Origin of the sequence: Inquilinus sp. Marseille-Q2685, from assembly GCF_916619195.1 — a bacterium.
Taxonomy (GTDB): domain Bacteria; phylum Pseudomonadota; class Alphaproteobacteria; order DSM-16000; family Inquilinaceae; genus Inquilinus.
Window position 1 is genome coordinate 150191 of the sequence record NZ_CAKAKL010000008.1, and the last position, 13631, is coordinate 163821.

Consider the following 13631-nt stretch of genomic DNA (forward strand, 5'->3'; position numbering starts at 1 on the left):
CGCAAGCCGGCCCGGACAGCCCGGCTCAACCAATCAGGGGAGGACATCATGGCATCCAGACTGAATCTCAGTCGCCGGTCGCTTCTGGCCGGCACCGCCGCCGCAGCCGCGGCCGGCGCCCTGCCCCGGATCCGCCCGGCCTGGGCCGCGCCGGACTGGAAGAAATACGCCGGCACCCATATCGAGGTGAACCTGGTCAAGAGCCCGCGCAGCGAGACCATCGCCCGGAACCTGAAGGAGTTCACCGAGCTGACCGGCATCGATGTCGGGCTGGAGCAGACGCCGGAGCAGCAGCAGCGGCAGAAGGCGGTGGTCGAGTTCAACAGCGGCGCGCCAAGCTTCGACGTCATCCATCTCAGCTACCACGTGCAGAAGCGGATGTTCGAGAAGGGCGGCTGGCTGGCCGATCTGCGGCCGTTCCTGGCCGACCCCGCCCTGGCCGACCCGGCGGTCAGCCTGAACGACTTCTCCAGCGCCGGCCTGGCCTATGCCACCGCCGCCGACGGCGCGGTCGGCAGCCTGCCGCTGAGCGTCGACTACTGGATCGTCTACTGGAACAAGGAGCTGTTCGACGCCAAGGGGCTGAAATACCCCGCGAGCTTCGAGGAGTTGGTCGCCGCCGCCGAGGCGCTGACCGACCCGGCCGCCGGCACCTATGGCTTCGTCGCCCGCGGCATGAAGAACGCCAACGTCCCGGTCTGGACCTCCTTCATGCTCGGCAACGGCGTCGCACCGCTGGCCGAGGACCGAAGCCTGGCCACAACCTCCGACGGCGCGGTCGAGGCGGCGAAGCTGTATCAGCGCCTGCTGACCAAGGCGGCCCCTCCGGGCGTCGCCGGCTTCAACTGGAACGAATGCCAGTCGGCCTTCCTGCAGGGCAAGATCGGCATGTGGCTGGACGGCGTCGGCTTCGCCAAGCCGCTGGAGGACCCGAAGCTGTCGCGCGTGGTCGGCAAGACCGGCTATGGCGTCATGCCGAAGGGCCCGAAGGCCCAGGCCTCCGCCACCTTCGGCGACGGCATCGGCGTGGCCGCGGCCAGCGAGAACAAGGAGGCCGCCTTCCTGTTCTGCCAGTGGGCGGTGTCGCGCACGGTGCAGGCCGACCTGCTGCAGAGCGGCTCGGGCGTGCCGTTCCGCAGCTCGATCCTGGAGGATGCCGAGGTGCGCAAGGGCGTGACCCTGCCGGCCGACTGGATCGACGCCGTCGTCGGCTCGTCCAAGGTCAGCAAGCTCGGCCTGCCGGTGATCGTGCCGGTCACCGAGTTCCGCGACATCTTCGGCATCGCCCTGACCAACATCGCCGGCGGGGCCGACCCGGCGGCCGAGCTGGCCAAGGCGACCGAGCAGTTCAAGCCGATCCTGGACAAGAGCGAGGCCTGACGTAATGACGGCCGTGGACGCCGGAGCGGGTCAGCGGCGACGGGGGCGGGCGCGGCGGCCGAATGCCGTCGCGCCGAGCCTGCGCACCTACCTGCCCTTCATCCTGCCGGCGGTGCTGGTGGTCGGGGCGGTGATCGTCTTCCCCTGGGCCTTCACCGGCTGGGTCAGCCTGCACGACTGGCAGGCCACCGGCGCCGGTGGCTTCATCGGCCTCGACAACTACGCCCGGCTGTTCGCCGACGCCCGCTTCGGCGAGGCGGTGTGGCACACGCTGGTCTACACGATCCTTTCCGTGGTGCTGCCGCTGGTCCTCGGCCTGGCGGCGGCGCTGGTGTTCAACGAGCGCTTCCCGCTGCGCGGCCTGGCCCGCGGCATCGTGATCATGCCGATGATGGCGACCCCGGTCGCCATCGCCCTGGTCTGGACCATGATGTTCCACCCGCAGCTCGGCGTGCTGAACTATCTGCTCAGCCTGGTCGGGCTGCCGCCCTCGCTCTGGGTGTTCGACCAGGCGACGGTGATCCCGTCGCTGGTGCTGGTCGAGACCTGGCAGTGGACGCCGCTGGTCATGCTGATCGTGCTGGGCGGCCTGTCGGCCCTGCCGGCCGAGCCCTATGAGAGCGCGCAGATCGACGGCGCCGGCTGGCTGCAGCAGTTCCGCTACCTGACCCTGCCGATGATCTCGCCCTTCCTGATGGTGGCGGTGATCATCCGCTCGATCGACGCGCTGAAGAGCTTCGACATCATCTACGCCATCACCCAGGGCGGCCCGGGCACGGCGTCGGAGACGATCAACATCTATCTCTACACCCAGGCCTTCAGCTTCTACGACATCGGCTACGGCTCGGCCGTCGCCGTGGTCTTCTTCGTCATCGTCGTCGCCATGTCGCTCGCCCTCCTGTGGCTGCGCCAGCGCGCCAAGCTGGCCGCGTCGTGAGGAGGCCCGCCATGTCCCGCCGCCTCCTCGCCAAGGCCCTGCGCCGCGCCGCCCTGTATTTCGCCGTGCTGGTGATCGTGTCGCCGGCGCTGCTGTTCTTCCTGTGGATGCTGTCGCTGTCGCTGAAGCCGGAGGTCGACAACATCAGCTACCCGCCGGTGCTGATCCCGACCGCCCTGGCCTGGAGCAACTACGCCCAGGTCTTCGCCGAGAACTCCTTCGGCCGCTACTTCGTCAACAGCCTGATCGTCACCGGCGCCGCCACGCTGATCGGCCTCGTGATCGGCGCGCCGGCCGCCTACGGCATCGCCAGGGCCAGGGCGACCAAGCTGGCGGTGGTGGTGATGATCGCGCGGATGACGCCCGGCCTCAGCTACCTGATCCCGCTGTTCCTGCTGTTCCGCTGGCTCGGGCTGATGGGCACGCTGTGGCCGCAGATCATCACCCATCTGGTGATCACCCTGCCGATCGTGATCTGGGTCCTGATCTCCTATTTCGAGGCCCTGCCGATCGAGCTGGAGGAGGCCGGGCGGATCGACGGCGCCAACCGCTGGCAGGTGTTCCGTCATGTCGTCCTGCCGCTGACCCGGCCGGGCATCACCGTGGCCCTGCTGTTGTCCTTCATCTTCTCCTGGAACAACTTCGTGTTCGGCATCGTGCTGGCCGGGCGCACCACCCGCACCCTGCCAGTCGCGGTCTACAACTCCCTGACCTTCGAGCAGGTCAGCTGGGGCCCGCTCTCGGCCGCGGCGCTGGTGGTGGTGATCCCGGTGCTGGTGCTGACCGTGGTCGCCCAGAAGCAGATCGTGGCAGGGCTGACCTCGGGCGCGGTGAAGGGCGGCTGAGCCGCCGCCCTCCCACGCCGGCCTCGGTGACCCACCCCAATTGGATCACTTGCAAATTAGATAAAATGCCGTAGTTTGTAGGTATATAGTCATGGTCATTTGAACCCACTGGCTCGGGGATGGTGTCATGTCCGTCATTCAGATCGCCGACGATCAGGCCCTGCCGGGAACGGCGCCCGCGGCCTCCATCCGGACCGTCCTGGTCAGCCGCCAGGACGAGATCCTTTCCCTGCGGCAGAACGCATCCGAGATCCTCTACCGGCTGCGGGCCGTCCGCGAGACCTGGTCCGACACCGACCTGCCGCCGGCGCAGGAGCGCTGGGTGCTGCAGCAGGTGCTGGAGTGCCTGACCGTCAGCTGCGAGCCGCCGACCGGGGACGAATTCGACCGGATCGCGGTGGCCGGCCAGGCGCTGGCCATGCTGTTCGACATGTCGGATGAGGAGTTCGAGGCCGTCGCCCCGGACGGCGACGACTACGACCTGGTCGATTTCGACGCCGACCTCGACGATGCGGAGGATCTGGCGGCGAACGCGTAGGACCGGCGTCGGCCGCTGCCGGACCTGTCTTCGTCGCATGCGGAAAAGCTTTGCCGCGCGGAAGGCCTTGTCCTAATCCGAGACGATAGTATCGGCTTCGGCGCGGCGCATCTTGTCCCTTTCCCTCGGCATCGACACCGGCGGCACCTTCACCGACGCGGTCCTGTTCGACCCGGGCCGCGGCGTCGTCGCCGCCGCCAAGCGGCTGACCACCAAACACGACCTGGCGCTGGGCATCGGCGCCGCGATCGACGCGGTGCTGGAGCAGCACCCGGCCGAGATCGGCTTCGTCGGCCTGTCCACCACCCTCGCCACCAACGCGGTGGTCGAGGGCCAGGGCAATCCCGCCTGCCTGGTCCTGATCGGCTACCCCGAGGCGGCGCTGGACCGCGCCGGGCTGCGCGCGGCGATCGGCGGCGATTCGGTGGTTGCGATCGCCGGAGGGCACCGTCCAACGGGCGAGGAGCAGTCGCCGCTCGATCTCGAGGCGGCCCGCGCCGCGATCCTGCAGCACGCCCCGGCGGTCACCGCCTTCGCCGTCGCCGGCTATTTCGCCGTGCGCAACCCGGCGCATGAGCAGGCGGTGCGCGACCTGGTGCGCGACCTGACCGGCAGGCCCGTGACCTGCGGCCACGAGCTGACCTCCGGCCTCGACGCGCCGCGTCGGGCCTTGACCGCGCTGCTCAACGCCCGGCTGATCCCGCTGACCGCGTCGCTGATCCGGGCGGTGCGCGGCCGGCTGGACGCCCGCGGCATCGCGGCGCCGCTGATGGTGGTGAAGGGCGACGGGTCGCTGATCGCCGACCGCTTCGCTTTGGCCCGGCCGGTCGAGACCGTGCTGTCCGGCCCGGCCGCCAGCGTCGTCGGCGCGCGCTGGCTGACCGGCCGCGACGACTGCTTCGTCTCCGATATCGGCGGCACCACCACCGACATCGCCGTGCTCAAGGACGGCCGCCCCCTCTTGAACCGGGAGGGCGCCCAGGTCGGCGGCTGGCGCACCATGGTCGAGGCGGTGGAGATCCGCACCTTCGGCCTGGGCGGCGACAGCGAGGGGCGGATCGAGCCCGGCATCGGCCTCGCCGTCGGCCCGCGCCGGTCGGTGCCGCTGAGCCTCTTGGTGCACCAGCATCCGGAGATGCTGGTGGCGCTGCGCCGCCAGGCCGAGCGGCCCGAGGCCCTCAGCCTGGACGGCCGCTTCGCCCTGCGCCTGCGTGCGCTCGACACCGAGACGCTGTCGCCGCAGGAGCGGCGGATCTGGGAGGCGCTGGCCGACGGGCCGCAGCCGCTGGAGGCGGCGCTGACCAGCCATCTGCTCGACCGGCCGCTGGAGCGGCTGGGGGCGCGCGGGCTGGTGATCCTGTCCGGCTTCACCCCGACCGACGCCGCCCATGTGCTGGGGCTGCACGGCGGCTGGTCGCGGGAGGCGGCGCTATTGGGCGCGCAGATCTGGGCCCGGCGCCCGGCCGAGCCCGGCTGGACCCCGCCCGCCGATGCCGAATCCTTCGCCCGGGCGGTGCTGGAGCGGCTGACCGCCGACAGTGCGCTGGCGCTGGTCGAGGCGGCGCTGGCCCGCGACGGCGTCGCCGACCCGGCGCGCGAGGCCCGCGGTCTGCTGCCCCGCCGCGCGGTGGCGGGGGATGGTTCGGCCCCCGCCCTGCTGCGCCCGGCCCTGACCCTCGGCCTGCCCTTGGTCGGCATCGGCGCCTCAGCCGCGACCTACTACCCGGAGATCGCCCGGCGCCTCGGCACCGAGAGCGTGGTGCCGGAGCATGCCGGCGTCACCAACGCCATCGGCGCGGTGGCGAGCGGCGTACTGCAGCGGGCGACGATCACCATCACCGCGCCGGAGGAGGGCCGCTTCCGCGTCCATGCTCCGGGCGGCATCCGCACCTTCGGCAGCCTGGAGGAGGCCGCGGCTTATGCCGAGGCCGAGGCGCGCGGCCGGGCCGAGGCCCTGGCGCGCGAGGCCGGCGGCCGGGAGGTGGCGGTGACCGTCACCCGTGCCGACCGGGTGGTGTCGATGGCCGGCGGCCTCGAGATGTTCGTCGAGAGCACGGTGACAGCGACCGCCGCCGGCCGGCCTCGGATGGGGTGAGCCGCCTCACCCACCTATTGTCATCGCCGGGCTTGACCCGGCGATCCAGGGACCACCCAGAGCGGCATCGACATTCCTGGATGCCTGGGTCAAGCCCGGGCATGACAGCTTATACCGGCGAGCTCGTGATCAGACTCGTCCCCCTCCCAAGAAAGAACCGTCATTGCGAGGAGGCGAAACCGACGAAGATTCCATGAGGGTGGATAGCGGCCAGGAGTCGGCCCAGGCTGAGGTTGCTATCCCACTCACCCTGGAGACGACCGATGCTCGATCAACCTTGCGAGGGACAGGCCGCTATCCGGACACAGATTGGCGCAATTTTTGTGTCATTGGAACTGAGCCGTTCGAGTTGGCTGATCACCTCACTGTCGCCCGGCGGCGGGGAGAAGATGTCCAAGCACAGCGTCGGGGCGGGCGATGTCGCGGGGCTGCTGGCGCTGTTTGCAGAGTTCAGGCGCAAGGCGGCGATGCGGACGGGCCGGAGCTATCCGATCATCACCGTTCAGGAGACTGGGCTGGACGGGTTCTGGCTGCACCGGGTTCTGTGTCGGGAGGGGATCGAGAGCCACGTGGTGGATCCGGCGTCGATTGCGGCGCCGCGTCGGCGCCGGCGGGCCAAGACGGACCGGCTCGACGGCGAGGCGCTGCTGCGGGCGCTTCTGGCCTACAAGCGCGGCGAGCCGCGGGTCTGCGCCATGGTGGTGGCGCCCTCTCCGGAAGAGGAGGACCGGCGCCGGCTGTGCCGCGAACGCCAGACGCTGATCTGTGAGCGGACCACGCATGTGAACCGGATCAAGGGGCTTCTGTTCGCGCAGGGTATCACCGACTACGCGCCGCAGCGGCGCGACCGGCGGGAGCGGCTTGCGGCCTTGCACACGGCCGACGGGCGGGCGCTGCCGCCGCACTTGACGGCGCAGATCAGCCGCGAGTTGGACCGGCTCGAGCTGCTGGTCGACCAGATCAAGAGGGTCGAGGCCGAGCCGGAGGCCGTGCTGGCCGAGACCGGCGCCGGTGAGACGGCCGCCTCGGAGCCGGTGGCGATGCTGTCGGCAGTGCGGGGGATCGGCGCCACCTTTGCGGCGGTTCTCTGGTCGGAGGGCTTCTATCGATCCTTCGCCAATCGCCGCCAGGTGGCCGCCTATGCGGGGCTGGCGGCGACGCCGTGGCGCAGCGGCAGCATCATGCATGAGCAGGGTGTGTCGAAGGCCGGCAATCCGCGGCTGCGCACCGTGATGATCCAGCTCGCCTGGCTGTGGCTGCGGCACCAGCCGCAGTCGGCCCTGGCACGCTGGTTCCAGGCCCGTGGCCAGCGCGACCGCAAGCGCGCCATCGTCGCCCTGGCGCGCAAGCTTCTGGTGGCCTTGTGGAAGTACGTCACAGCCGGCGTCGTCATCGAGGGCGCGGTGATCAAGACGGCCTGACCACAGGCCGCCGCCCAGCCGTTCCGCCGAGGCCCGATCAGCCTCGGCCGATCCGGGTGGACGAACCGATGGATTGCATGGCTCATCGCCGCAACGAAGACTGGTCTCGTCCTCTCGAGCCTGCCCGCCGCAAGCGGAAGCGTGGTGCTGTCGCCTCGCGCGACGACCGAATGTGAGTTTGATCTGGCCGGCAACCCAGATCGTCGCACCGGCTCGACCCAGGGATCGCCACGGCCCTCCGCTCCGGTGCTGCCGACCGCACCAGCTTGATGGCGCGCTCGATCACGTCAAGACCAAGCCGCTTCGCGGCGCCCCTGCGGGCCGGCCTTGACTTGATCTGCGCGCGCCATCGGTCACGCCATCGCCGCCAGCAACAACGAAAGACCTCTCGCCCCCCCTTGACCCATACACTCCTCATGTGAGCAATCCAGGGGCCACAGCGAGCGGCCCTGGATTGCTTCGCTACGCTCGCAATGACGATCTTTCATGGCTCGCTGGTATTGGTTTAGGGCAGTCTGTTCCTGGCCCGCGCCTACATGAGGCGGCTGGTCACCACGAAGTACAGCACGAAGATCACCCCGAGCCCCCACACCACCGTGGTGACGCCCGAGCGGCGGCCCAGCGCCAGGCACAGCAGGATGTAGGCGAAGGTGCCGATCGCCATGCCGTTGATCAGGTTGTTGCTGAGCACCGTGACCAGCAGCATCAGCACCACCGGCACGGCGTTGGCGAGGTCCGCCATGTCGACCCGCGCCAGCCCCTGCAGCATGAAGATGCCGACCACCACCAGCGCCGGCGCCGTGGCCTGGGGCGGGATGATGACGAAGACCGGCCAGATGAACAGCGCCAGGACGAAGCCGATCGCCACCACCACCGAGGTCAGCCCGGTGCGGCCGCCGGCCTGCACCCCGGCGACGGATTCGATGAAGGCGGTGACCACCGAGGTGCCGAGCAGCGGTCCGACGATGGTGGCGGTCGCGTCGGTCGAGAAGGCGGCGGTGGCGTTCGGGATCGATCCGTCCGGCTTGCGCAGATTGGCCGCGCCGGTCACGCCGATCAGCGTCGCCAGCGTGCTGAAGAACTCGCCGCACAGGAAGTAGAACAAGAGCGGCAGCGCCACCAGGAAATGCGAGACCAGATAGCTGAAGTCGAGCGCCAGGAAGGTGCTCTCCGGCCATTTCGGCAGGGCGAAGACCGCGGCCGGCAGCGTCGTCACCATGGTGCCGTCGTCCTTCAGCGGCACGAAGATGCCGATCACGGTGAGGGCGGCGATCGACAGGATCAGCGCCCCCGGCACGCCGCGGGCGACCAGGACGGGCGTGACCAGGATGCCGGCCAGGGTCAGCAGCACCGGCGGGCTGGCCAGCGACCCCATCGCCACATAGGTGTTCGGGTTGGCGACGATGAAGCCGGCGCCGCGCAGGCCGATGAACACGATCAGCGTGCCGACCGCCGCCTGGATGCCGATCTTCAGCGCGTCCGGCACCTCCTTGGCCACCTTCTCGCGCAGCCGCGACAGGCTGAGGCCCAGGAAGATCACGCCGGTGACGGCGACCATGGCCAGCGCCCCCTGCCAGGGGATGCCCATCTGCTTCACCATCACATAGGCGAACACGATGTTGGACCCCATCGCCGGCGCCACGGCCAGCGGCAGGTTGGCGGTCAGCCCCATCATCAGGCTGCCGAAGATCGCGGCCAGCGCCGTCGCGATCACCAGGTCGCCGCGGTCCATCCCGGCGGCGGACATGATCGCCGGGTTGACGGCGACGATATAGGCCATCGCCGCGAAGGTGGTGATGCCGGCGATCACCTCCTGCGGCACCGAGCTGCCGCGCTCGGACAGCCGGAAGCGGCGGTCGAGCCAACCCCCATTGGACGACGCCCGCGCATTGGAAACGGTCATGAGCCCCCCTCGCCCGGGTCTGCGCCGGGTCGGTTCGAACGGAACGGCGCTTCCCCCTACCAGACGACGGGGTGGGTCTCCCCGCTCTGCACATTGACGAAGCCCTGCGGCGCCTGCTCGCAGGGCGCCACCAGCACCCAGCGCCACGGCGCGCAGGTCAGGGTGGCGAAGATCAGCCGCTCCGGGAAGCCCGGGAACCAGCGCGGATGGAAGGTCGGCTCGTACATCCAGTCGATGCCCTCGGCCGCGGCATAGAGCGCCTGCATCTCGGCATCGAGCGCCTCCGGCGGCCGGCAGCTCATCAGCCCGCCGATCTCGTAGCGCACGGTCGCCAGCACCTCGCCGTCGCGCACCAGGGCCCAGCCGCCCTGCAGCTCGGTCAGCGTGTTGACCGCCAGCGCCATGGCCGCGTCGGAGGAGCCGGTGACCCAGATGTTGTGCTTGTCATGCGCCACCGAGCAGGCCAGCGCCGTATCCGGCGTGCGCGGGCCGCAGCCGAGCCAGAACATCTTCGCCACCCGCCCGTCGCCGGAGAAGCGGTCGACGATGGCGAACTTGGTGATGTTGCGGTCGGGGTCGCGCTGCACCGCGCCGTCGCGCACCGGCAGCTCGGCGGTGATGAAGCCGTCGTCCCAGTGGAAGGGCCGCAGCAGCGCCGCCTGCATGGTCTCGCGGCCCGGCGCGGCCGGCAGGGCGAAATCCGCCGCGGTCAGCGGCCGCCTCATGTTGACCGTCTGCCGCGCCCAGGCCGGCCAGTCGATCGCCGGCACCGGGCCGGTGTAGCGCTTGCCCTCCGCCACCGGCTGCCCGTCGGACCAGACCTCGGCGATCTCGAGGCTGGCGATATCGGACAGCAGCACGACATCGGCGTAGCGCCCCGGCGCCAGGCTGCCGACCCAGGGCGTCAGCCGCATGTGCCGCGCCGGGTTCAGGGTGATGCACTGGATCGCGGTCTCCGGCGCCAGCCCGTGCCGGATCGCCAGCCGGGCGTTGTGGTCGGTGGCGCCGAGCTTGAAGGTGTCGGAGACGCTGCGGTCGTCGGTGGTGAAGGCGATCTGCGACCAGTCGGCCAGGCCCTTTTCGATCAGCCAGGGGATCACCTCCGGCATCGAATAGGGCCGCAGCTCGACGAAGATGCCGTGGGCCAGCTTCTCCCACACCTCCTCCGGCGTCCACGCCTCGTGGTCGGAGGCCAGGCCGGCGGCGGCGAAGGCGCTGATCGCGGCGGTGTCGCGCAGCCCCGCGCCGTGGCCCTCGACCACGCCGCGCTGCTCGAAGGTGGCGCGGATCATGCCCCACAGCCGCGGATAGGACGGGTTCTCGGGGTTCCAGACCGCCGGCCAGTCCATCACCTCGTCCAGGCCGGCAACCATCAGGCTCTCCTTCAGGAAGCCCTTCTGCTCGTCATAGCCGTACCAGCCGCCGCCCCATTCATAGGCCGTCGGCGGCACCGCCGATCCCGGCAGCGGGAAGATCTTGAGCGGCGAACCGCGGCGCCGGGCCTCCAGCCAGAAGGCCAGGTTGTTCGGGCCGTCGACATTGGAGAATTCGTGGCTGGCCTCGCAGGTCCAGGTGTTGCCGCGCGGCAGCACCAGCGCCGCTTCCCATTCCGGCGTCAGATGCGTGCTCTCGATGTGCTTGTGCACCTCGCCGAAGCCCGGCACGGCCGCGAGATCCGGCTTCTCCACCCGCCGCGCCGCGGTGCCGGGGAAGGTCCCGGCCGGGCCGGTCCAGGCGATGCGCCGGCCCTTGATCGCGATCTCCTGGTCCTCGCGCCAGCTGCGGGTGTGGACGTCGAGCAGCCGCCCCACCCGCAGCAGCGTGTCGGCCGGGCGCTTGCCCAGCGCCGTCAGCACCAGGTCCTGGCGGATCGCCACCTCGTCCTCGGCGCCGATCAAAAGATCATCGGGCAAGGAGGTCGCCATGGCCGGTCTCCGCATTGGGTATGTCCGCCCTTTACCTCTCCCCGGGAAGGCCCGCCAGTCCCTTTTCCGCGGGGTGCAGGTGACATTCCGAGGGGCGCCGCCAGCCGAGGGATGGCTGGCCCCGGCGACCCAAGACCAACTTGAAATCAAGGACGGAACGAGCCCAAAATCGAACAGCAATGAAAATGAAATAAATATGACACACAATTCGGTTCTCAATTTTATTTTCCATGCATAATCGAGTCACCTTAACAAAACTTTATCTGATCTCGGCTATAGCTCGCCTGTCAGTGATTCCTTGACTGTGGGCAGCCAACCTCCGCCTCAGGCGTTCGCCGGCCGGCGTGGCGCGACCCGGGTCGACGGACAGCCAGCAGGAGATCCCCATGTCCATCCCCACCTCCCGACGCCTCCTCCTCCAGGGCGGCGGCGCCGCCCTCGCCCTGGGCGCCATCGGCAGCCTGGGCGCGCTGTCGCAGCGCCAAGCCCAGGCCGCCGCCACCGGCGAGAACTGGACCGCCCCGGTCCGCAGCCCTTACGGCCCGCTCGCCCCGGTTGCCGACGAGAGCACCGGCCTGCCGCTGCTGCTGCTGCCGCCGGGCTTCCGCTACAGCTCCTTCTCCTGGACCGGCGACCGCCTGGCCGACGGCCAGCCGGTGCCGCGGGCGCATGACGGCATGGCGGTGATGCACGGCCAGGGCGGCCGCTGGTTCGACTTCGGCCTCGGGCACGGCCAGGGGCACGGCCGCGGCAACGAGCTGATCCTGATCCGCAACCACGAGGTCGGCACCGCCGCCACGCAGATCACCGCGCCGGGCACCTACGACACCGGCACCATCGGCACCGACGGCCTGCGCGCCGGCGGCGGCACCACCACGCTGCGCTTCCGCAACGGGCGCTGGGTGTCGGCGGAAGCCAGCCTGGCCGGCACCCTGACCAACTGCGCCGGCGGCCGCACGCCCTGGGGCACCTGGCTGAGCTGCGAGGAGGTCAAGACCAACGCGATGTCCAGCGCCGGCCGCCGCCACGGCTATGTCTTCGAGGTGCATCCGGAGGCCGAGCGCACCACCGGCCGTCCGCTGGTGGCGATGGGCCGCTTCAGCCACGAGGCGGTGGCCGTCGACCCGCGCACCGGCATCATCTATCTGACCGAGGACGACCGCAACAAGTCGGGCCTCTACCGCTTCATCCCCAACGACCGCTCGGGCCGCCATGGCGCGCTGGAGGATGGCGGCCGGCTGCAGGCGGCCCGCGTCCGCCGCAAGCCCAATGCCGACCTGGTGGTCGCCCATGTCGGCGACGAGTACCAGCTGGAGTGGATCGACATCGAGCAGCCGGACATGGACGCGGTTCCCGCCCCGATCGGCTTCCCCGACATCGGCGCCGGCGACACGCTGAGCGGCCCCTTCGCCCAGAGCTGGGCCGAGGGCGGGCTGCGGATGAGCCGCGGCGAGGGCATCTTCTACGCCGACGGCCGCATGTTCATCGTCGACACCAGCACGGGCAAGGAGCCGAGCGGCCGGCTCGGCCGCGGCTACGGCGCCGTGTGGGTGCTGGACCTGTTCACCCAGCGGCTGCGGGCGCTGTTCGTCAGCGACAGCCAGATCGCGGCGCACAACCCGGACAACGTCACGGTCAGCCCGCGCGGCGGCGTGGTGCTGTGCGAGGACCCGGACGCGGCGCCGGCCGGCAGCCCCGACAATTACGGCCCGGGCACCCGGCTGGTCGCGCTGACCCGCCACGGCGCGCCGTTCTACCTCCTGAAGAACAATGTCGAGCTGACCGCCGGCCAGATCGCCGACGCCGGCAAGACCATCGCCGAGGGCGACTACCGCACCAGCGAGTTCGCCGGCGCGTGCTGGAGCCCGGAGGGCCGCACCCTGTTCGTCAACATCCAGACCCCGGGCATCACCTTCGCCATCACCGGCCCGTGGGAGCGCGGTCCGCTCTGACCCGTCGCGTAGGTTGGGTTCGCCTGCGGCGAACCCAACATGCCGACGCCGACGCACCCGTTGGGTTCGCGGTCCGCGAACCCAACCTGCGCTCGTGTCTCTCACAAGATCTCGAACACCTCATAGGCCGCGCCGTTCGGCCGGCGTTCGCCGACGCCGACGGCGACGATCCGGTTCAGCCAGGCATGGTCCGGCGACGCCGTCTCGAAGAACGGGGCGATCCGCAGATAGTATTCGGACCGCCCGACCGCTTCGCCCCGGGCGATCCGGTCGCCGACCTCGGGCGCGGCGTGCCGCACGCCGCGATAGGTCATCAGGATCAGCGCCCCGTCGCGGGCCCGCAGGGTCAGCCGGACATCCTGCTGGAACGAGCCGTCGGCGCGGGTCAGCAGCAGGTCCGAGCCGCCATGCGGCAGGACCTCGCCGGCCAGCCGCTCGCCTTCGAATGTTCCACCCGACACCGGCACGACCCGGCGTTCGCCGGCCGGCGTCCTGCCCAGCTCGTGAATCGGATGGAGAGCGATCGAGATGCTGAACAGGGGGCGGGACATCAACTCGGCCATGGGGACCTCCGCGCATGCCAGAGGCCCCATTCGACACCGGCGACCCCGCGGCCCAAAGCGAGCGATCTTGCC

The 13631-nt window shown here is 70.2% G+C and carries 10 protein-coding genes; 7 read left to right on the plus strand and 3 right to left on the minus strand.

The genetic code is table 11. The annotated features are described in order from the left end of the window. Positions 1-48 precede the first annotated feature (48 nt). From LG391_RS28310 to LG391_RS28335, 6 genes are all read left to right on the plus strand, one after another. Positions 49-1380, plus strand: a complete 1332-nt coding sequence (locus tag LG391_RS28310; RefSeq protein WP_225771408.1) for a sugar ABC transporter substrate-binding protein — start codon at positions 49-51, stop codon at positions 1378-1380. 4 nt (positions 1381-1384) lie between these two features. Further along, positions 1385-2317, plus strand: a complete 933-nt coding sequence (locus LG391_RS28315) for a carbohydrate ABC transporter permease (RefSeq protein ID WP_225771409.1) — start codon at positions 1385-1387, stop codon at positions 2315-2317. An 11-nt stretch (positions 2318-2328) separates the two neighbouring features. Next, entirely contained in the window at positions 2329-3162 is an 834-nt protein-coding gene (locus LG391_RS28320) for a carbohydrate ABC transporter permease (protein WP_225771410.1), read from the plus strand. A gap of 127 nt (positions 3163-3289) precedes the next feature. Then, entirely contained in the window at positions 3290-3700 is a 411-nt protein-coding gene (locus LG391_RS28325) for a hypothetical protein (RefSeq protein ID WP_225771411.1), read from the plus strand. Positions 3701-3812: 112 nt separating this feature from the next. Then, positions 3813-5795, plus strand: coding sequence for a hydantoinase/oxoprolinase family protein (locus LG391_RS28330; RefSeq protein ID WP_225771412.1), 1983 nt, complete (start codon positions 3813-3815; stop codon positions 5793-5795). A gap of 263 nt (positions 5796-6058) precedes the next feature. Next, positions 6059-7216 (plus strand): IS110 family transposase, encoded by a 1158-nt coding sequence (locus LG391_RS28335; RefSeq protein ID WP_225771413.1) that lies wholly within the window; start codon positions 6059-6061, stop codon positions 7214-7216. Positions 7217-7748: 532 nt separating this feature from the next. On the opposite strand, the gene LG391_RS28340 is transcribed toward LG391_RS28335, so the two are convergent. Both LG391_RS28340 and LG391_RS28345 read right to left on the minus strand, forming a co-directional pair. Then, positions 7749-9119: an NCS2 family permease gene (locus tag LG391_RS28340; protein WP_225771414.1), complete on the minus strand. Its 1371-nt coding sequence runs from the start codon at positions 9117-9119 to the stop codon at positions 7749-7751. Positions 9120-9175: 56 nt separating this feature from the next. Then, positions 9176-11044 carry an adenine deaminase gene (locus LG391_RS28345; RefSeq protein ID WP_225771415.1) on the minus strand — a complete coding sequence of 623 codons (1869 nt, stop codon included), beginning with the start codon at positions 11042-11044 and terminating at the stop codon, positions 9176-9178. Positions 11045-11430: 386 nt separating this feature from the next. Here LG391_RS28345 and LG391_RS28350 point away from each other — a divergent pair, with 386 nt between their 5' ends. Beyond that, positions 11431-12996 carry an alkaline phosphatase PhoX gene (locus LG391_RS28350; protein WP_225771416.1) on the plus strand — a complete coding sequence of 522 codons (1566 nt, stop codon included), beginning with the start codon at positions 11431-11433 and terminating at the stop codon, positions 12994-12996. Between the two features lie 101 nt (positions 12997-13097). Here the strand turns inward: LG391_RS28350 and LG391_RS28355 are convergent, their stop codons facing one another. Further along, entirely contained in the window at positions 13098-13559 is a 462-nt protein-coding gene (locus LG391_RS28355) for a DUF3237 domain-containing protein (RefSeq protein ID WP_225771417.1), read from the minus strand. Positions 13560-13631 lie beyond the last annotated feature (72 nt).

What these genes read in the sequence shown, in the direction of transcription:
- LG391_RS28345 (WP_225771415.1), bottom strand. Translation starts at nt 11,044, where the DNA reads ATGGCGACCTCCTTGCCCGATGATCTTTTGATCGGCGCCGAGGACGAG.
- LG391_RS28320 (WP_225771410.1), top strand. Translation starts at nt 2,329, where the DNA reads ATGTCCCGCCGCCTCCTCGCCAAGGCCCTGCGCCGCGCCGCCCTGTAT.
- LG391_RS28325 (WP_225771411.1), top strand. Translation starts at nt 3,290, where the DNA reads ATGTCCGTCATTCAGATCGCCGACGATCAGGCCCTGCCGGGAACGGCG.
- LG391_RS28335 (WP_225771413.1), top strand. Translation starts at nt 6,059, where the DNA reads ATGCTCGATCAACCTTGCGAGGGACAGGCCGCTATCCGGACACAGATT.
- LG391_RS28310 (WP_225771408.1), top strand. Translation starts at nt 49, where the DNA reads ATGGCATCCAGACTGAATCTCAGTCGCCGGTCGCTTCTGGCCGGCACC.
- LG391_RS28340 (WP_225771414.1), bottom strand. Translation starts at nt 9,119, where the DNA reads ATGACCGTTTCCAATGCGCGGGCGTCGTCCAATGGGGGTTGGCTCGAC.
- LG391_RS28355 (WP_225771417.1), bottom strand. Translation starts at nt 13,559, where the DNA reads ATGGCCGAGTTGATGTCCCGCCCCCTGTTCAGCATCTCGATCGCTCTC.
- LG391_RS28350 (WP_225771416.1), top strand. Translation starts at nt 11,431, where the DNA reads ATGTCCATCCCCACCTCCCGACGCCTCCTCCTCCAGGGCGGCGGCGCC.
- LG391_RS28315 (WP_225771409.1), top strand. Translation starts at nt 1,385, where the DNA reads ATGACGGCCGTGGACGCCGGAGCGGGTCAGCGGCGACGGGGGCGGGCG.